General features: G+C 46.5%; 15 protein-coding genes and 1 tRNA gene. 7 read left to right on the top strand and 9 right to left on the bottom strand.

Annotation, left to right across the window (positions count from 1 at the left end; all coding sequences use genetic code 11):
* Nucleotides 1–114: 114 nt before the first annotated feature.
* Nucleotides 115–1,020 (bottom strand): glucosamine inositolphosphorylceramide transferase family protein, encoded by a 906-nt coding sequence (locus QJR74_RS12720; RefSeq protein ID WP_304372183.1) that lies wholly within the window; start codon nucleotides 1,018–1,020, stop codon nucleotides 115–117.
* A gap of 7 nt (nucleotides 1,021–1,027) precedes the next feature.
* Nucleotides 1,028–2,113, bottom strand: a complete 1,086-nt coding sequence (locus QJR74_RS12715; protein ID WP_304372182.1) for a glycosyltransferase family 4 protein — start codon at nucleotides 2,111–2,113, stop codon at nucleotides 1,028–1,030.
* A 506-nt stretch (nucleotides 2,114–2,619) separates the two neighbouring features.
* On the opposite strand from QJR74_RS12715, the gene QJR74_RS12710 reads away from it, so the two are divergent.
* Nucleotides 2,620–6,279: a S6 family peptidase gene (locus QJR74_RS12710; RefSeq protein WP_304372181.1), complete on the top strand. Its 3,660-nt coding sequence runs from the start codon at nucleotides 2,620–2,622 to the stop codon at nucleotides 6,277–6,279.
* A 49-nt stretch (nucleotides 6,280–6,328) separates the two neighbouring features.
* Here the strand turns inward: QJR74_RS12710 and QJR74_RS12705 are convergent, their stop codons facing one another.
* Entirely contained in the window at nucleotides 6,329–7,624 is a 1,296-nt protein-coding gene (locus QJR74_RS12705) for an MFS transporter (protein WP_304372180.1), read from the bottom strand.
* 252 nt (nucleotides 7,625–7,876) lie between these two features.
* On the opposite strand from QJR74_RS12705, the gene pxpA reads away from it, so the two are divergent.
* From pxpA to pcp, 4 genes are read left to right on the top strand one after another with little or no spacing between them, the layout of a single operon-like run.
* Nucleotides 7,877–8,614, top strand: coding sequence for a 5-oxoprolinase subunit PxpA (gene pxpA / locus QJR74_RS12700; RefSeq protein WP_304372179.1), 738 nt, complete (start codon nucleotides 7,877–7,879; stop codon nucleotides 8,612–8,614).
* A gap of 32 nt (nucleotides 8,615–8,646) precedes the next feature.
* Complete coding sequence (locus QJR74_RS12695) at nucleotides 8,647–9,369, top strand: DUF969 domain-containing protein (RefSeq protein WP_304372178.1); 723 nt, start codon at nucleotides 8,647–8,649, stop codon at nucleotides 9,367–9,369.
* Nucleotides 9,366–10,361 carry a DUF979 domain-containing protein gene (locus QJR74_RS12690; RefSeq protein ID WP_304372177.1) on the top strand — a complete coding sequence of 332 codons (996 nt, stop codon included), beginning with the start codon at nucleotides 9,366–9,368 and terminating at the stop codon, nucleotides 10,359–10,361. Before QJR74_RS12695 ends, QJR74_RS12690 begins: the two co-directional genes overlap by 4 nt.
* Before the next feature lie 10 nt (nucleotides 10,362–10,371).
* Nucleotides 10,372–11,016, top strand: a complete 645-nt coding sequence (gene pcp / locus QJR74_RS12685) for a pyroglutamyl-peptidase I (RefSeq protein WP_304372176.1) — start codon at nucleotides 10,372–10,374, stop codon at nucleotides 11,014–11,016.
* A 139-nt stretch (nucleotides 11,017–11,155) separates the two neighbouring features.
* Here pcp and QJR74_RS12680 read toward each other — a convergent pair whose 3' ends face one another.
* Entirely contained in the window at nucleotides 11,156–12,295 is a 1,140-nt protein-coding gene (locus QJR74_RS12680) for a glycerate kinase family protein (RefSeq protein ID WP_304372175.1), read from the bottom strand.
* Between the two features lie 304 nt (nucleotides 12,296–12,599).
* On the opposite strand from QJR74_RS12680, the gene QJR74_RS12675 reads away from it, so the two are divergent.
* Entirely contained in the window at nucleotides 12,600–13,433 is an 834-nt protein-coding gene (locus QJR74_RS12675) for a LysR family transcriptional regulator (RefSeq protein WP_304372174.1), read from the top strand.
* A gap of 524 nt (nucleotides 13,434–13,957) precedes the next feature.
* On the opposite strand, the gene QJR74_RS12670 is transcribed toward QJR74_RS12675, so the two are convergent.
* Both QJR74_RS12670 and QJR74_RS12665 read right to left on the bottom strand, forming a co-directional pair.
* A complete protein-coding gene (locus QJR74_RS12670) occupies nucleotides 13,958–14,527 on the bottom strand; it encodes a hypothetical protein (protein WP_304372173.1) in 570 nt (189 codons plus the stop codon).
* Between the two features lie 706 nt (nucleotides 14,528–15,233).
* A complete protein-coding gene (locus tag QJR74_RS12665) occupies nucleotides 15,234–15,887 on the bottom strand; it encodes an O-methyltransferase (protein WP_304372172.1) in 654 nt (217 codons plus the stop codon).
* Nucleotides 15,888–16,005: 118 nt separating this feature from the next.
* Between QJR74_RS12665 and QJR74_RS12660 the strand changes: the two genes are divergently transcribed.
* A complete protein-coding gene (locus tag QJR74_RS12660; RefSeq protein WP_304372171.1) occupies nucleotides 16,006–16,647 on the top strand; it encodes a TetR/AcrR family transcriptional regulator in 642 nt (213 codons plus the stop codon).
* A 238-nt stretch (nucleotides 16,648–16,885) separates the two neighbouring features.
* Here QJR74_RS12660 and QJR74_RS12655 read toward each other — a convergent pair.
* The 3 genes from QJR74_RS12655 to QJR74_RS12645 form a co-directional block, all read right to left on the bottom strand.
* Nucleotides 16,886–16,961 (bottom strand) — tRNA-Phe (locus tag QJR74_RS12655).
* 152 nt (nucleotides 16,962–17,113) lie between these two features.
* Entirely contained in the window at nucleotides 17,114–18,433 is a 1,320-nt protein-coding gene (locus QJR74_RS12650) for a CitMHS family transporter (RefSeq protein WP_304372170.1), read from the bottom strand.
* A gap of 252 nt (nucleotides 18,434–18,685) precedes the next feature.
* Nucleotides 18,686–20,383, bottom strand: coding sequence for a protein-disulfide reductase DsbD (locus QJR74_RS12645; RefSeq protein ID WP_304372169.1), 1,698 nt, complete (start codon nucleotides 20,381–20,383; stop codon nucleotides 18,686–18,688).
* Nucleotides 20,384–20,396 lie beyond the last annotated feature (13 nt).

The raw sequence follows: 20,396 nt of genomic DNA, 5'->3' as shown, positions 1-20,396 counted from the left end.
TTTCGGGCCAGTGTGAAGTAAAAAAATTAGCAATAGTTATCTATTAATAGGGTTTATTCATCAGACATCCAATTGGGTTGGGCAAAACAGCAGCACAATTGGAGGAAGTTTTGATTACTTTCTGTCTTGTCGTCCCCAGCGAATAAGCTCGATAGCCAAGCGATGGGGTGAACCTTTGATCGTACGTTTGGTATCAACTAATGTCACTGACCCCGCTTGCGAAAAGGTATGCAGGCCATCATGGAAAGGGGCATGACGATGGGGAGCGATAATACGCTTAACCTGCGAAAGAGAAGGATGAGCTAAGGTTGAGCCCGATAAACTTAATAGCTGTAAGGCCCCGCCATAAGTCCGGCTACAGTCTTGCGTGGGTAGAACAATCTTGCCGTCGAGGGTAAAGGGAGTTCCCCCCATTCTGGCGCCATGGATATCTTCGCGAAGCGTTTGAACAGGTACGGCGTCCCATGGCCCAAAAAGGTGATCGGCCGTTGCCAGTTTTAAAGTGTTAGTCCGCGCCGCTTTGGGGGCGGGAGGGGTATAAAACATCCACCAATGCCCATCATGGAAGTACGGGGTAGCATCAATCGCCGCTTCAGGGAAGGAAAACCGCGGTTCAGCTTGCCAACGCCATGGAAACTCAATCGCTTTATAAAGGGTCAAACGGCCCGACTTATAGCCTTCCGGTAGCATCCATATCTCACCCTCTGCCTCAAAAACATAAGGGTAGGAGAGATGCCAATCCTCTTTAAGGACCGTCCGCTTCTCCAAAACCCTAAAGTTTTGATCTAAGACAAAGGCCTCGATATAACCCCGTTGGGTACGGTAATCATAGGCTTCGGCAAAGAGATACAGTTTACCTTCACGCCATAGGCCAAAGGGGTCGGCTAAGAAGCAGAGAGACTTGTCCGCCTCTATCCAGGTAATGGGGAAATGTTCCAGTGAAGCGGCTTGAGCAACATCTTGAATCGGCGCATTAATTACGCCGATTCGCCAAATTTCGGTCTGTAATAGGCTCATCATATTCTATCTAGGCTAATGTTTTATGGGTTGGGAGTTTCGCCACAATCTGCTCAGCTGCCCTGACGAACTGCTGATGGCTAAATTTCGTGGCGACATAGTGACGAGCTTGTACGCCATACTCCTGTAATAGACTGGGTGTGGCAAATATATCTTGCAGTGCCGAGGCTAAGGCTGCATCCAGTTCTCCTGCAAGAACAAAACCGGTTTTACCTGCTTGTACCGCGTCACGCATTTCACCCACGGGTGTAGCCATTACAGGAAGACCGACATTCATTGCTTCATGTAGGGCTAAGCACATTCCTTCATAGCGTGAGGGCTGGACGTAAAGATGCAGCCCCGCTAAAAAGGCGTTTACCTGATCGGAAAAGCCCGGTAGTAAGACAATATCCTGTAAATTCCATTCAATGATCTTATCCTCTAACCGTTCCCGCTCTGGACCATCACCTAGAATCGTCAGTTGTAAGCGATCACGGAAATTGGGATAGCGGGCCAAAAAGGATCCCAATGCATCGATTAGCGCCGCATAACATTTGACTTCATGTAGACGTCCCACACTACCAATCTGTAATCGAGATTCGCCATCCCAGTAACCGGCTTGAGGGGCGTGTTGGTTATATTGAAATAGCGGCCATGCCATAACTTTATCGGCTGAAATCCCCATCTGTTGTTGAAGATAATCCACGACAGTTTGCGAGTCGCCAATCCATAAGGCGGAACTATGGCGCAAACGATAGGTATAACGGCGCACGCTGGCACTGTGTTTAAAACTGACTACCGGAATGTTTAACAGTTTACCGGCATACTGACCGACTAAATTACCAAAACTTAATGAGGTCCAGATAATGTCTGGCCGATCACGATGCGCTATCGAAAGGTAACGAGCTAAGATAATCGGAAGCAAGCGGCGACGGGATGCCAGTAATCGATAGCTTAATCCTGCCGCAACAAGACGCGGGACGGCACCGCTATCACGGGGTTCACAAGCAATGATCGAGACTTCGTGTCCGAGATTTTTTAAGGTCGTCACAATATCGGGGATGGCAAACTCCGCACCACCTGTCTCTAAACTTGTTACAAGATAATGAATTTTCATCAGCTAACACCCATTTAAAGAGTTGATGCAGCGGATCAGCGAGCGCGATTTGTGATGGAATCAGCTTTTTACTGATAATCTGCAATTTTCTTTATTTTACTGGGGGAAAGTTCAACCCTGTGTATACATAGCATCATTATCGGTTTAAGCACGACAGTGGATGACTCAGATTTTTTAATAAAGAAAAGGGTTTTACAGGTTTATAAATTAAGGATCTTATTTTATAAAAATTCAATTCCATAATTAGTGGGTGTTTTTAAAATTTTAATGTTATTAATCAAAAAATAGTTATTCAGTATCGAACAAAATAGTCTCTTCTCATAGTCTGAGTACCTGCTAAATTTATTCAAAATAGATAACGGCATATAAATTAGTAAGCTTTCATAACAATAAATTAATCTCTTTATGATGGCTAATGAATGTGACGTTAAAAATTTATAACTCAACAAGATTCGGCAGGGTGCTGACGTGAATAATTCTTCTATTTGCCAGTGGGATTCAAACACTTGATAAGAAAAAAACAATTAGCCGCTCTGATATGTTCAGCGCTTTATGCCACTTATTCTTCTGCATCTATTATGCGTCACGATATTGCTGTACAAGACTACCGAGACTTTGGTCAAAACCTGGGGAAATATAAAGTGGGCGCTACCGACGTCCCTGTTTATCGAAAAGATGGGCAATTAGACGCCGCTTTAGACTTTCCTATTCCTGATTTTAGTATGGTGGCCGATAAAGGCAATATTACGTTAGTAGGATCTTCTTATATGGCCAGTGTGCGCCACAACAGTTATTCTATTGATGGCGAAATAAAGTTCGGAAATAAAGCGAAATTTGCTCCTTCTTATTATCTAATTAACCGGAATGCCAGCACCGTCTCTGACGTGGACTTTAATTTACCTCGTCTCAATAAAGTCGTAACCGATGCGGTGCCAGTGGCAACGGTTGATAAAAGCACAATACGTAAGGGAGATCGTAATCGATACACTTGGTATACAAGGGTGGGTTCAGGTTACCAACTTCAGATCAGCGATGATCAAAAGAAGGAAACCTGGCTCACCGATGCCTACCGTTGGAAAACCGGCGGAACTCTGGCCAATGCAACGGTATCTTTTCCAAATGGTACGTTGCGTTGGAAAAATGTCGGTCCCACCGATCTCAACTCCTCACCTTTCAGTAACGCGACCAGCCCAGGGGATAGCGGTAGTCCGGTGTTCGTTTACGATACTGTAGATAAAATATGGCGTTTAGCAGGAGTTCTCCACGCTGCGATCAGTAACGGTGGTATTTACAATCGGGTCAGTGGGGCGGAGTATATTCCGGATGGTTATTTGGACAGAGTATTAGCTCAGAATAGCTCTGCGCCCATTCATGACAATGCTAGTGATGGGGTACTGTATTGGCGGCCAGAAGCGATAACGCAAACTGACCATAGTTGGGATTGGCAGGGCCTGAACCAGAAGTACCGTGACCTAGCCCCTTCTGCGGCCTCGCTGGCGGAATTGGATGCCACGAAAGATCTGACTTTCCGGGGCGAGGGAAATACCCTGAGGTTAACTGATTCGGTGAATATGGGGGCGGGAAAACTGCAGTTCTCCGGTGATTATACCGTCGAGTCAGAGCAGGGGAAGCAGGCAACTTGGGTGGGGGGAGGCATCGAGGTTGATGAAGGTAAAAACGTATTATGGAAAGTGAACGGTCTTAAAGATGATGCTTTACATAAAATTGGCGGCGGGACACTCGAGATACAAGGAACCGGTGTTAATCAGGGAGCATTAAATGTTGGGGACGGTTTGGTTACCCTCAATCAACAGCCTGATAACAGCGGAGCCGTGCAAGCCTTTTCCACAGTGACCCTAATGAGTGGTCGGCCAACGGTTCAGCTCAATAATGCTAATCAAGTTGCACCTGATAATATTCGCTTCGGTTATCGGGGGGGCACTCTAGATGTGCACGGTAATGATCTCGCTTTCACCACGATTAACCACAACGATAACGGTGCTCATATCGTTAACCGCGATATGTCTCATGCTGCGGTCGTGACGGTAACAGGAAATAACACTCAATTTCTCGGCTCTTTTGGTGAACAAACCTCCCAGTCACAGTTGTCATTAGCCTATGCACCGGATACTCAGCAAGGGGAGTGGACGCTTCGTGGTGGGGCGATTGCTCATCAACTCGATATCGATAAAGGCCGAGTGATTTTAGGCGGGGAGCAGGTTTTACATGCAGGGAATGTCTATTTTTCCAATGATTGGGATGAGAAAAATTACGACTTTACGCAGATTAATGTCGCGCCTCAGTCGACACTGCGCATTGGTGAGCATGCTAAGGTTACTGCCTCGACTCAGATAGCAGGGGACGCGACGTTAGCTTTGTGGGACCGTGCATCGTTGGCAGGCCAGGTCATGCTTACCGAGTCGAGCAGTCAATTAATTGCCGATATTTCACCCCATAATAGTCAATTGGGGCCGCTTGAATCCTCAATCTCAGCAGATATTTCCGGGGAAGGACTCGTTGAAAAACGGGGCGAAGGTAAACTAACGTTATCTGGAAATCTTACTAATACCCAAGGGCTTATTGTAAAAGGTGGAGAAGTAACCCTTGATGGCCACCTCACGACGGATATGGTCATGGAGAGCGGGACGGTATTATCGGGGAAGGGTAGCGTTAACGCATTGACGATAAAGGATATGGCGACGTTATCTCCTTCCGACCTAGATCAGCAAGCCTCTCAACTACAGATTGGACAGCTCCAGTTGCTAAATGGCGCTCACGCTATCCTACGCTCGGGTTTCACTCAAGCTACAACCGACCAAATAGTGATTAATGGCGATCTCATTACCCCTGTAGACAAACCCTTACTTATTACGGTTAATCCATTGGGAATATGGCAAGATAGCGATAGTAATAAGAATGGTGCCGCGGATAGTCGAGAGGGACTGTCTCTGGTCCAAGTGGGCGGCAAGAGTACGGCAGACAGCGTCAAACTCGCAGGGACTTATGTGGCCCGTGGCGCATTCGCCTACGACCTTTATGCGTTCGCCCCTGGGCACGCCTCGAGCGACGAACGGAAAGTTGCCGGGAGTGGTAATCAGTATTGGGATTATCGACTGCAAAACATTATGTTAGATGCTAACGGAAAAAGCACTCCGGTTGAGCCAGCACCCGAACCGACTCCAGATCCGGCCCCTGAACCGACACCGGTCCCTCAACCCGAACCCGTCCGTCGCGCGGTAACGCCTCAGGTACCTGCTTATCTCTCCTTACCCGCGATGATGCTTAATTTTAACCGTACCTTAACAGGACTCATTGCTGATACCGTCAACGATAGTCAGAGTCAGTTTTTCATTAGCGGTTATGACGGTGGCGATCACTTCCATGCTAAGGGAGGATTCAGTGATTATGGCTATAATTTTACGTCGAAATATCAAGGTTGGTTAATGGGAGGGCGTTGGCTCTCGGATCCCGACAGCCCTCAGCATTTTTCCGCGAGTATCGTTGCGCATCGAGGAAACTTATCGATGAAACCTCAAGCCGTCGACGGCTTAAGCCGAAGCTATTTCTCGACGCAGGGAATTACCGGTCTGACTCGCTGGCAGAATGAGCAAGGCTGGCAGTTAACCGCTCAACTCGGTTATACCCGAATTAAAGGCGCGGTAATCACCGATTTACGAGGTAATGTCGCCTCGCCTCACGCGACTCTGGTTTACGCAGGCGTAGAACTAGGGAAAGCTTGGCAATGGGAAAATCAGCGCTTAATGCCGTTGCTTGCTGTCGACTATCAGCACTTATCGATTAAGCATTTTACGGACAGCGATGGGGCAAAAGTAAGTTATGCCGCGCATAACGCACCGGATGTTCGCCCTACTCTGCGTTATCAGTGGCAAGTGAATACCCACTCCACCCCACAAGTTGTGTTTACGCATGAACTGGGGTGGCGGATCACGACGCGTAAAAATGCCCAAACGACGATAAGCGGGGACGGGGTTAAAACGACTTTCCATAGTGGAAGAGGTGGGGATCATCTTTTAGTGAAGAGTGGTGCAGATTTACGATTAACTCAACATATCGCCCTAACGACACAGGCCCAATATCAACAGCGTTTGCAGCATGAAGGAACCAATGATTGGGCAGTAACAGGAGGCGTAAAAATTACCTTCTAACACACTAAAAAGAGTCCCCACGCGTATCAATAATGCGTGGGGCAAGGTGTTATAGGGCTTTACGGGTAAAAATCTTGGTTGAGATTGAAGGCGAGCTAGCGGTTGTTTTGACTTTATAAATACAAATTACCGAGGTGAGTAATGCTATCGCCATAAAGCAGTAAGAGGCGTTAGCACTACCGGTTAAGCCATTTAAGAAACCGACGAAATAAGCGCCTAAAAACGCGCCTAATGCCCCAAAGCTATTAATCAAACCGATGGCCACGCCCGATACATTCTTCGGCATTAATTCTGGGATCAGCGCAAAAAATGGTCCATAAGGCGCATACATGCAGGCCGCGGCTAAGGTGAGCAAACCATAGGATATCCAGAAATGATTATTACCGATAAAAAAGGATCCAGTGAATGCTAAGCCAGCGATTGCTAAGAGTGGCCAGATGAATAACTTACGGTTTTGGACTTTATCGGAAAGCCAAGAAACGCCTAACATCAAAACAATTGCCGCTAAATATGGCGGTGCGGATAGCCAGCCGACGGAAACAATATCCATCGATGAAGCCGACTTAATAATTGAAGGTAGCCACATCATAAAGCCATATACACCGATACTCCATAATGCATGTGCTGAAGAAAGTAGTATGACAGTAGAGGAGCGCAGGGCTTCGCCATAATTACGTACAGGGGTAATCGCCTGCTGTTCTTTCTCCATGGCAAGTTGGAGATCTTGTTTCTCGTCAGGCGATAGCCAGTTCACTTCAGAAGGTTTATCGCGCACGACAAACCACCATATACCTGCCCACAAGACGGCGGGGATCCCTTCGATAATAAACATTTCACGCCAGCCAAAGGCATGAATTAAATAGCCTGATAACACTGACATCCATAACACCGTAACAGGGTTACCGAGTACCAAAAAAGTGTTAGCCCGCGAACGTTCCTCTTTTGTGAACCAAGTGCTGATATAGATAAGCATTGAAGGCATTACTGCTGCCTCAACAATGCCTAAGGTAAAACGGATCACCATTAATGCAGGAATATTACTGACCAAGCCGGTGGCGGTGGCGCAAAGCCCCCAGAGTAGTAAACAGATAAAAATAAGCTTTCTTACACTGCGTTTTACTGCATAAATTGAGCCTGGAACCTGGAAGAAAAAGTAGGCCAAGAAAAATAGCGCACCAATCAGCGATGAAGTGCTTTTAGAAATATTAAGGTCTTGCTCAATCCCTGAGGCTGCCGCAAAGCCATAATTCGCACGATCTAAGTAAGCCAAGCTGTAGGTGATAAAAATAATCGGCATTAAATACCACCACCGACGTTGACTAAGTTTTTGGTGAGTGTTCGACATGGTGACCCCAGAATGCATTATGGTAGAAGAATGAGTGATAACCTAGCAGTGGTGGGAGGGCTAAAACCTCGGTGTGATCACTATTTTCGGTGTTAATAAAGTGTGTTACCAGATATGTGAGAACCTTTAAATATTCGCAGAGTCCTTCATGCGACTCACCGTATCCTCTTGGGGCATATCGTGGATATTTCTAGAGACGGCTCAGCCTTCTTGAGGGTAAATCATTATTACGTTATTACGAGGGGAGTGTAGATGTTACATATTGATTTAAATGCAGATTTAGGTGAAGGAAGCCCTCATGACGCGGAATTATTAACATTGGTCTCTTCCGCAAACATTGCGTGTGGATACCATGCCGGAGATGCCTCCATGATGATGAAGAGTGTTAGGGAAGCTATTCGTAATAATGTCGCCTTGGGTGCTCATCCCAGTTTTCCCGATCGTGAAAACTTCGGACGAACGGCAATGACGTTACCCCCTGAAACGGTGTATGCCCAAATTCTTTATCAGGTAGGTGCCCTAAAGGCAATTACCCAGTCACAAGGTGCACGGCTGCATCATGTCAAACCGCACGGCATGCTCTATAACCAAGCAGCGCGAAATCCCTTACTAGCCGATGCCATTGCCAAAGCGGTTTATGCATTGGATCCGGCGCTAATTCTGGTTGGATTGGCAGGCAGTGAGCTAATTCGCGCAGCAGAGCATTATGGTTTATCAACCCGCCAAGAAGTTTTTGCGGATCGTGGCTACCAAGCTGATGGCTCGCTAGTTCCCCGTACGCAAATAGGGGCAATAATCGATAACGAAGACGAGGCCTTGGCACAGAGTTTGCTAATGATCGAGTGCGGTAAGGTGCAAGCCATCACCGGCGAGCAGGTGGATGTCGTGGCACAAAGCTTATGTCTGCATGGCGATGGGCAACATGCCCTAGCTTTTGCCCGTCGATTACGTCAGGCGTTTGCGCAACGTAATATTCAGGTTATCGCATAACGTAACTAATAGAATTATGAGGACCGCTGGGCATGTCAGAGAGTATCAATTTATGGCCTTTATTAGGGATCGCAGTCATCATACTCGGGTTTATCCTACGCTTTAATCCGGTACTGGTTGTCATTTGTGCCGGGATCGTTACGGGACTCGCCGCGCAGATGCCGCTACCCACTATTTTAGAAAAAATGGGGGCAGGGTTTCTAAACACCCGGAATTTACCTTTCATTTTATTACTCCCCCTGGCAGTGATTGGAGTGCTTGAGCGGCATGGTTTAAAAGAAGCGGCTCAACGATGGATTACTAAGATAGAAAGGGCGACAACCGGCCGTTTATTGATGGTGTATTTGCTTATTCGTGAGCTAACCGCCGCATTGGGATTGACGAGTTTAGGCGGGCATCCACAAATGGTCCGTCCATTATTAGCCCCTATGGCGGAAGGTAGTGCTGAAAAGCGTTATGGGCCTTTACCCCCAGCGGTACGGTATCGGATCCAAGCCATGGCTGCCGCGACGGATAATGTTGGACTTTTCTTCGGCGAAGATATTTTTGTCGCCTTCGGAGCCGTTCTGTTTATGCATAACTTTATGGTTGAATCTGCAGGGATCCAAACCGAACCTCTGCATATTGCGTTATGGGGGATCCCAACGGCCTGCTTTGCTTTCATTATCCACAGCGTGCGTCTTGCGCGACTTGATCAGCATTTACGTCGAGAGTTGATCAACACCGTACGAGACCATCAAGGAGAAAAACAATGATCATTACGCAAGAGATGCTCTATTGGCTAGCAGGAGCGACCTTACTCATCATTGCGGTAATGTCATGGCGAGATAAACACAATCCGCGACGCTTTACCACGGGCTTATTTTGGGGCGTTTACGGTCTGCTCTTTTTCATTGGTGATTGGACCTATCAATTAATAGGTAACCACCGCCTTGTGCATATCTGTGTAGGTATCGCGGTAATAGGCATGGCTTTATTAGCTGGATTTGGTGGAGTAAGGCTAGGTCATTACTCACAACGTACCCCACAGCAAAGAGAAACGAGTGCCAAAAATTTATCGAGTCGTCTCTTTATTCCTGCTTTAGCTATTCCTTTAGTGACAGTGATAGGGGTCGTTTTTTTTACGGTTAACCCTTCGATTCAGCAGCAGCTGTTTGGAGTGGGTAATCATGCAACCTTAGTCACGCTCTTTTCCATGACCTTAGGAACCGTTATTGCCTTAATGCTGGCGTGGAAGATTACCGGGGAGAGCATTTCCCAGCCACTACAAGAAGCGCGGCGCCTGCTCGATTCGGTGGGCTGTGCCTTCATATTACCGCAAATATTGGCAATGCTTGGTTTACTCTTTACTGCAGCAGGCGTAGGAAACAGCCTATCTTGGCTGACGGAGCAATATCTGGCTGTCGATAACAGGTTAGTTGCGGTAATGGCCTATGTCATTGGCATGGCATTATTAACGATGATTATGGGCAATGCTTTTGCTGCTTTCCCCATCGTCACAGCAGGGATTGGTATTCCAATTTTGGTGTTGCAACAAGGCGGTAATCCAGCCGTAATGGCAGCGATTGGGATGTTCTCCGGTTATTGTGGAACCTTAATGACTCCCATGGCGGCAAACTTCAATATTGTGCCTGCCGCATTATTAGGTTTACCGGATAGGAATGCTGTGATTAAAGCGCAGATCCCTACAGGGGGGATCTTGCTGGGAATTAATATTATCCTGCTTTATTACCTGATGTTTTTATAAAGGAGTCATGGTGAAAACTGTCTTATTGACCGGATTTGAACCCTTTGGTGGAGAAGCGATAAATCCTTCGTGGGAAGTTGTCTCTCTGCTAGAGGGGACGACAGATGAAGGCGAGCGTATTATCTGCCTGCAACTTCCTTGTGTATTTGGCGAATCGCTACAGGTATTACAGAAAGCGATTACTTACCATGCTCCCGATTTAGTTATCGCCGTGGGGCAAGCCGGAGGAAGAGCCGATATCTCACTCGAGCGTATTGCCATTAATATTGATGATGCGCGGATTCCGGATAATGAAGGATATCAACCTATTGATAAACCTGTCGTTGAGAATGGCCCGGCAGCATGGTTTAGCACGTTACCGATTAAAGCGATCGTCAACGCCTTACAACAAGAAGGGATCCCCGCCTCAGTCTCCCAGACTGCTGGAACCTATGTATGCAATCACGTCATGTATGGCTTATTGCATGCCTTGGGCGAAAATTCAGAAAGCAAAGCAGGTTTTATTCATATTCCTTACCTTCCTCAGCAAGCCGCAAAGCACCCTGGTAGTCCTAGTATGGCAGCGGATACTGTTGAGAAAGCTCTTAGAATAGCGATACATACCGCGCTAACTGTTGAGTTTGACGAGCCTATAGCGGGCGGGACGACTCATTAAGGGATATAACTGAAGTTTGACGCCTTTTGTCGATCCTTAATGATCGATTTTGCACGTTATGACCATGCCTGATTTCACATTGAATAGTGTTGAGGATGACTCAACACTATTTTTTATGTATAGCTATTTTGGTGGAAGGTTAACATTGAAAAGCGAGGAGGCGAGCAATATTTTCGGTGGTAAAGGCGACATTGCTTTCACCCTCTTTTAGGGCCTGCTCAAGGGAACAAGCACTGCGTAGTACGCCGAATATTGCGGTAAAGTTCTCATCATATAGACTTTCAATTCCTTCCCCGATGGCCCCAGATAAGGCAATTACCGGCGTATCGGGAGAGATTTTTTTGGTGATTTGAGCCACTCCGTAGGGGGTTTTACCGAATTTGGTTTGATAATCGATGCCACCTTCTCCGGTAAAGACTACATCAGCGCCTAAAATTTTCTCAGCTAATCCCGTAAATTGAATAACAATATCAATGCCTTGTTGCAACTTAGCCGAGGTAAAGGCGAGTAGTCCTGCGCCTAAACCGCCAGCGGCTCCGGCACCTGCCACTGACGCAGTGGTAATCCCTAAACAAGATTCAATTCTTTCCGCATAGATTCCAAGGTTTCGATCCAGGATTTTTACTCTCTCAGGTGTTGCGCCTTTCTGTGGGCCAAAAACAGACGAAGCACCATTAGGCCCAATAAGGGGATTGGTCACATCACAGGCGACGATAAATTCAGTCTCCGCGATGCGAGGGTCAAGTCCACGCACGTCGATATCGGCGATATTGTCTAAATATCCTCCCCCTAATTCAACTTGTTCACCCATCGCGTTGTTGAATTTTACACCTAAGGCGCTGGCCATACCCTGTCCCCCATCATTGGTTGCACTTCCTCCTAAACCAATTATGATTTTACGAACGCCTAGGTCGAGGGCATGTTTGATCAGTTCTCCCGTTCCATAAGTGGTGGTGATCAGTGGGTTACGGTTTTCATGTGAAGTATGAATTATACCGCTGGCGGAAGCCATTTCTATCACAGCAGTTTCTCCATCACCCAGTAGTCCAAATTCAGCCTGGACGCTAGACTGGAGAGGGCCCATCACCTCAACATTGATAATTTTTCCTGCCGTCGCATCGACCAAAGATTGCACTGTGCCTTCGCCCCCATCAGCCATAGGCACCTTAACTATCTCGCAGTCGGGAAAAACGCGTCGTAGCCCTTTCTCCATACTGTTTGCAACTTGCAAGGCCGTCATGCTCTCTTTAAAAGAGTCGGGGGCTAGGACAAATTTCATTATGCTTACCTTCATTTAATGGATTCGATTCATGGCTCTCAGTACATTAACTTGGCTATCGAACAGCAAAGGAATTCAAGTATCGGTTTCGATCTATACCTACTCAGTATTGAATTCAGCTAAAAAGACGCCAACGTTGAGGTTATCTACTCAAAACTAGCACTCAGTATCCTAAATGGTAATGACTCACAAGTTCTAATCTACACTAAAGGTTTTAGAGTGCCTTCACGTTTAAAGTACATCGGATAAGTTATGTGAACTTTGGCTTGAAGACAGTTTTTCTACTGCTGCCCAGAAACTATCAATGACTAAGTCGGCGGTTAGTAAAAGAATAGTAATGTTAGAGGATGATTTGGGGGTTAAATTACTTCATCGAACAACACGTAAAATTAGTTTGACTGAAGCGGGAAAGACATATTATGACTACATGCGTACGGCGGCAAACCTAGTATTTGGTGGGCATGATGCGGTAAGCCAAATGCAAAGTAATGCCCATGGAACGTTAAAAATAACACTCCCAATGGTTTTTGGCCGGTTGCATGTCTCCCCAATACTCTCTCAATTCATGCGAAGTAATCCCCATATTCAGCTTCAGGTAACGATGGATGATAGGGATGTTGATCTGGTCGGTGATGGATTTGATATCGGTATTAGGATTGGACGTTTGGCGGACTCATCACTGATTGCTCGAAAACTATCAACCTGTTCAAGTGTTATTTGCGCTTCACCTCGGTACCTTCAACGAGAAGGAATGCCTAAAAATCTTACTGATTTGTATGACCATAATTGTATGGCGTATGCCGGGCAACGTGGAGGGATGACATGGAGAGTGAACGGCCCTAGTGGGGAAGAACGTTTTACCCCAAAAGGTAACTTTATCGTGAATAACAGCGAAGCTTTATATGAGGCTTTATTAGCTGATCTTGGAATATGCCAAATGCCGAAGTTTATAGTCGCTCCAGCACTCACTAGTGGGAAATTGGTGACTATACTCGACGAATATAAATTACCAGAGCATCATATATTCGCAGTCTATCCCCAAAGAAAATATATGCCTGAGAAGGTGAGGTGTTTACTGGATTTTTTTATTGAGAGTTTTGGTGAAGGATCCGAATACCAAAAAGAGTATGAGTGGTAGTGTAATGTTTAGTCGATTCTCTGCTGATGGTAATGGATGGGTCATTTTTAGTTGACTAAAATTTTAAATTTTAGCTCCTGGAGCTGTCATTGTGCCTAAATGTTAGAGGCCTAGGCCAATAATAATTTCCGAACACCTAGCTTGAGAATTTCCGTTCCATACGAGTGGTTATTAATGGATTTCCGAGTGTTTCCATCTAGAAGTAACCTGAATTCGGCCTAGACGCTAGTATGGCGGGGCGCCTAACTTCAGTACTGATAATTCCTCGTAGCGGCACATTGACCAAAAATAGCACCTTTTCTTCGCCCCCATCGGGCCGACAGACCGTACCTTCAGCCCATTTGGCATGATGTGTAATTACCTTTGACGTTACCTAACTATCAATGAGGGGCGAAAAGTGGGGGGCAAATAACTGGATGGTAAAAGGGGCAGATGAGTGGGCTATGCTGCTTGTGCTTACCGCAGAAAAAAGCATCCCGATAATTGCGGGCGATAACTTTATCTTCATTTTCTTAACGTTGGTGCTAGTCAGCACAGTGAATAGTCTGTTTAACATTGGGTTTAAGCTTAATAATCAATTGGACATTAGGCTCGTTACCCACAGTCTTGGAGATATGGCCAACATGTGGATCATTGTTTCGAGCATGAGAACTGCTGTCCGCGTTAAATTGCATCTCTCCAGGACCTTGAACCAGTATTGAGCCGTCGGTAGTTTGTACTGACCATTTGCCAGAAAGTGTTACGACCCATTGTGGTCCTGGAGCATGATGCCAAGTCCCGACGTAGCCAGGGGGTAAGACGGCGTAGGCAATACTCTCTATTTGCTCTGGGGACACACCTATCCATTGCGGGGCAGAAGGCGGCGCATAGGTTTTAAACTGAAGGCCCTCAATACGACATGTTTTGATATGTGTGGCCCCACTTTTATCAGCCCATAAGGTGGCATACTTGATAGGAGGTTGCGTTTCGCCATTACTGTGAGTGGGGCTAGGATCAGAAGCTTCGACGCTATGCACCTGAGGGGCAGCATAGCTTATTGATGATAGTAAACTAAGGCTGACCAAAGCACAGGTTTTGATAAGAGAGTTATTCATTATATTTCTCCAAGAAATCCTAGAAGTATAGCAGTAGGGGAGAAATGACTAAGGAAAAGCGGAGGCTAAAAAAAACACTCATCTAACGAGACTAAGGGATATTGAGGGCTTTAGCGAACACTATGAATCGGCTGGTACGTTAACGTATTCTGCGGTTTAGAGGAGTGAGTCGAGTTCATAAATCTGCGTTATCTACACCGAGCCCCCTGAAGGTGATAGGTAAATATTAATTACCCGCATCTGTAATCCCTGGTTGCCTAGTATCGATGGCATGTTGAGCCGAGCGGGTTAAGGCTCATCTCAAGGCCTAAGGGATCTAGGGCTTATGTTTGGTTAACTAAAATATACAGGGTGAGGAGGAGAAAGAATGACTGGCTTTAACCCTAATACACAAGGCATTTACACTAGTAATTCAGTGACTTTATCACTGTTTAGTGCGTCTATTATCGATGCAAACGAGCATAAATTCAGCGGGTTATGTTAAAACTTATCAATCGAGAAAAGTACTGAAGAAATTAGCGTTGTAAGGCATTCCTACTCGAAATACCCAATCAAAACTTTTAGTTCCTCCCGCTATCGCAGGTGCCATTAGCGCCAGTATGCCTGAATCTTCACTCGCTCGAAAAAACTCTGCGAGTCCATAGTCTCCTCATTCACTCGATACAGAATGAGGAGACTATTAACTCGCGCTAAAACACATTGCGCATCATGCTATTTTTACTGCCAGCTCGGTACCGCGCTTGATAGGTAGGGTTATAGAGATAAATCCATTGGCAGGGTCGCGGATATACTCAAGGAAATCTGGCTCAGCGTTATCGTTAAGCACGTAGCCACCTACTCGTAATTGAGGAGCGACGATTTCGATAACCTGTCTTGCTAACGTTGGACCCTCCGCTAAAGGCCAGCCGTCAATGAGGACAAAATCTACCGGTTTACCGAGATCTTTCAGCGTTTCTCGTGCATCACCAATACGAATATCGACATAGGTATCAAGCCCCGCTGCCGTAAGATTACGGTAGGCAGTATCGGCTTTAGCGGAAACGAGCTCTGCTCCTACAACTTGTCCGCCGCCATTATCACGCATTGCGGCGGCGAAATAGATGGCTGACATACCGACTGAAGTGGCAAAATCAACCACATGCGTCGCTCTCATCGCACGGCATAGCGTATAAATTAAGTCACCCTGTTCAGGATGAATTGAAAACCCGTAATCGGCAAATAACTCAGGGTCGTGTGCGTCTGACCCTTGAAACATGGAGGCATCTGGGTGCTTGCGGCGGGCATTCATTTTGTCGAGGACTGACAAAATAACAGGATCACGCAGAGCGTTGGAGCGATAATGGGTTATTGAAGATTTCATCAATACTCCTTTGAGGTGAGTGTATACTGAACATATTTGATGAAAATATCCTCGCTAATTTTATGGTACTTAACAAGTACCATAATTAAGAGATATTGACTGGATCTTGTAAATAAAAATGAAATTGAATGATATTCCGGCCAGTCCTGTCTGTGGCCGTCCTAAAAGCATATGCGATAAGCAACGGCGTCAAGACATTATTGGACATGCGTATCGTGCATTTATTGAGTTAGGTTTCGCACAGATCAGCACTGCAGAAATTGCTCGCCGCGCCAAGATATCTAAACGTACTCTTTATGAAACTTTCAGTGATAAAAAAACACTATTTGCTGCAACGATTAGTGAAAATTGTCATCTGCTGGTTGATCTTCCGAGGCCATCGGATGAGCCGTGCGCTTTAAAGGAAAGTCTATTTCGTATTTTCCGTCTTGATATCAGCCACGATGAGATACTGGAACGTGAAGCGATCCTACGATTAATGACAAGAGAAGCTATTCTCTTTCCAGAGATCTCGGATTATCTCTACGAGGCAAAGGCAGTGAGATCGCGTGAGTTACTGATGGAGTGGTTACAGGAAACGGCTGAAGTAAATGGACTATTGCTTGAAGACGCCGAAATATTAGCGGGTTTACTTATGGATGTTGTTTTTGGTGCTTTATTACCACATCGTAGAGAGTTAGAGGTGAAAGATCGAAATAAAGTGACGAACCATATTAAAAAAAGAATAGAAATAATTTTGCTTGGCATGGGGTGGCTATAAAGCTACTTCAAACCAAAGCACTGATAGTGTTAACGCTGCAAGCTATCAACGGTAATGGTAAAGGCTTAATCAATTCTCAATATTATTGTATCGACTTTTCTTGATTAGGTTTTTAAGTATTAATAAAGTCAAAAAGGCTATATCAGTACCGTAGCACAGGGCGGGGGAAAAGTTAGCTTGCGGAGAGAGTTCCCCAGAAACGACAAAGCCCCGCATTTCTGCGAGGCTTTTGAAAGAGTGGTGCCCGAACTCGGAATCGAACCAAGGACACGGGGATTTTCAATCCCCTGCTCTACCGACTGAGCTATTCGGGCAACGGGGCGCATTAAACCGTAATCCGGCATTGGCGTCAATCTCTTTTAATGAAAATTAGTAATATCTTGGCTGTTTGCACTGTTTTTAGACAACCTGCGGAATAATTCGGCACTAACAGGACTTCCCTAGGTCGGAAGCCCTGTTTTAGTGGTTAACTGCCGCTATGGTAAAGCGGGAAGGCACCGAAGAGTAAGCCACCCACCATTAGCATCAAGCTGATAAAAATCCCCCACTTGATAGCAAATTTCTGGTGTTCGCCAACATCCACTTTCGCCAGTCCAGTCAGTAGGTATAGCGAAGGGACTAAGGGGCTAATAAGGTGGAACGGCTGGCCAATAATCGAGGCGCGAGCAATCTCCTCGGCTGAAATTCCATAACCCGCAGCGGTTTGTGCAATCACCGGTAGAATGCCGAAATAGAAGGCATCGTTCGACATAAAGAAAGTGAACGGCATACTGATGATGGCAGTGAATACCGGTAAATAAGGACCAAAAGCAGGTGGGATGATAGAAAGAACTGATTTCGCCATCGCATCAACCATTCCCGTACCGGAGAGGATACCGGTGAAAATCCCCGCGGCGAAAATTAGCGAGGTAACCGCCAAGACGTTCGCGGCGTGTGAGGCGATACGGTCTTTCTGTTCAGCCAGTTTAGGGTAATTCAACATAACCGCTAAGGCGAAGCTGACCATAAAGAGAATTTGAATTGGTACTATGCCGACTACAAGCAGAACTAACAGTACCGTAGTCAGGAGTAAATTGGGCCAAAACATCTTCGGGCGTTTATTTTTCTCACATTCCTCAAAGGTCCCACCACCGAGATTAAGTTGGATATCGTGTAAGGCACCCACCTCTTGTCGCCCTAAGCGGCGACGCTCTTGAATACCGAACCAGGTCGCGACGGCGACTAAACTTACGCAGCCTAGAAAGATAGCCGGTAACATTGGAACGAAGATATCTAAGGCATCGATATCAAGTGCCGCCGCTGCCCGAGCGGTGGGACCGCCCCATGGGGAGAGATTCATTATGCCGCTCGCCAAGTTGACCACGCAGGTCATCATCAAGATATTGAGACCGAGCTTACGATACAGGGGTAAGAATGCGGCAATAGCGATCATGTAAGTGGTAGAGCTATCACCATCCAGAGAAACCAGTAATGTCAGAATTGCCGTCCCCGCTAATACTTTAACGGGATCGCCTTTCACAATGCGTAAGATAAATTTGACCAAAGGATCGAAAAGCCCAGCATCAATCATGATGCCAAAATAGAGAATCGAAAAGGTCAGCATGACGCCGGTCGGCGCCAGAGTTTTTACGCCTTTAAGCATCATCTCGCCTAAGCCTTGATAAAAGCCGCCGAGCAGAGCAAATAGGATGGGAATAAGGATAAGTGCGATTAGGGCTGACATTCTCTTGGTCATGATGAGATACATAAAGCAAATCACCATGCTGAATCCCAGTATTGTTAACATATCAATACCTTCCATTTAGGGGTGGGAGGTCGTTCCTCCCACGTTTTATAGTTATTTATCATCACGTTAGGGTAACGGATGCGCTAACATCATGCTGAATCAGGAAGCATTAGTTGTTACGAATGTATCAGGAGGAATTGACTCTTGTAACTATATGTTAACATTTGTGAGGGGGTATTTGTTATTTTTTTGAGCAAGATCTCTGTTTATTTGCTAGCGAGATGAAGGGGAGCGTTTCGCCCCCCTATGGTATTACTCTGCAGTCGGCAGTTGCTTGATAAATGCCTCGGGCGGGAGGAAGCCGGTGATACGGGAGTTAGGGATCTCATGACCTTGTGCATCGAAGAACAGTAAGGTGGGTAGACCCAGTACCTTCAGTGACGATAACAGCTCTACGTCTTGTGGCTGATTCTTTGTCACGTTGGCTTGTAGGCGCTGCATACCCCTCATCGCTTGCTGTACCCTAGGATCAGAAAAAGTATATTTCTCAAATTCCTTACAGGCCACACACCAATCCGCATAGAGGTCAAGCATGGTGATGGATTGATGCGGTTCTTTCAGCTTCTGCTCCAATGCTTGGCGATTTGCGATAGGAGTAAATTGTTGAGCGGAAGGCGTCACCGTCGCGGTGACGGTAGAGGGATACAGTGCCTCTTGTAGCGGGCGCGCGGCGAGGATTGCCAGCACTAACCAGACCAATGCCAGCCAACGCCCCCAGGTCTTGGGGCTTTTTAGGGATAAAATAAACGCCCAGCTCGCGAATGAGATAGCCAGTAACGCCCATAACCGTTCGCCCCAAACCTCGCCGATTACCCGCTCGAGTAGGAAAACGGGCAGGGCAAGAATCACAAAACCAAAGCCTTCTTTCACGGTTTGCATCCAAGGCCCACTGCGTGGCAGCAATTTATTACCAAACAATGTCACGATAATCAGGGGTAATCCCATTCCTAAGGCATACAGGTAAAGTGTGCCGGCACCTTGCATTACCTGCCCACTTTGGGCGATATACAATAAAATAGCGCTGAGTGGGGCGGTGGTACAGGGTGAACAAATTAGCCCGGCAAGAATTCCCATACAGAGTACGCCAACGATCGACCCACCTTGCTGTTTGTTACTCAGCAAGGCTAAACGCGTCTGTAGCGATGCAGGCAGCTGTAGACTAAAAGCGCCAAACATCGACAGCGCTAGCAGAATAAAAAGGCCGGATAGCAGCGTTAATAAAATCGGATTTTGTAGCGCGGCTTGAAACCTCAACCCGGCTGCAGCGACGACCACGCCGAGCAAGGTGTAAGTGATCGCCATCCCCTGCACATACACAATAGCGAGTAAGGCTGTACGCGAAAAGGAGAGTTGCTGTCTACGACCTAATATAATGCCTGAGATCAGCGGGTACATCGGTAACACACAGGGCGTAAAGGCCACACCAATACCGATTAACAGCGCCCAAAGAGGCGTATAGGGGAGATGATCGGACGAGCCCAGCTGTGACGATATAGACGGTGTTGTAGCGGATTTGGCAACGACGGTATTCAGCGGGACCGTTTTGGTCTCCGGTGGATAGCAAAAACCGGCGGCGGCACAGCCTTGGTAGGTGACTACCAGTGTAGGGTTGTGCTCAGTAGCAGTAAGGGGTAGAGATAGGGCGATATTTTGCGGATAAATTTCACTATCACCAAAAAACTCATCACGGTGGGGCTTACCTTGGGGGAGTTGCCACGAGCCGAGTGAAGCATTATGAGCCTCTACACTTATTTTCTGGCGATAAAGGTAATAACCCTGTTTGACTTGCCAGCGTAGAGTGACCGTATTGGCTTGCTGAGAAAAATCGAAGCCAAATGCCTGATCGACGGGAACAAACCCTTTCTGTTGACCAAAAAGATCGGCTTGCGCGCCTATCGGTAACAACGTTATGAGAAGTAAAAAAATGCGGATAAAGAGGCCTGAACTCATAGAACCATTCACT

The sequence above is a fragment of the Tatumella ptyseos genome (assembly GCF_030552895.1).
Taxonomy (GTDB): domain Bacteria; phylum Pseudomonadota; class Gammaproteobacteria; order Enterobacterales; family Enterobacteriaceae; genus Rosenbergiella; species Rosenbergiella ptyseos_A.
The sequence above is the reverse complement of the archived record's forward strand: the minus strand, read 5'-3'. Positions and strand labels throughout refer to the sequence as shown.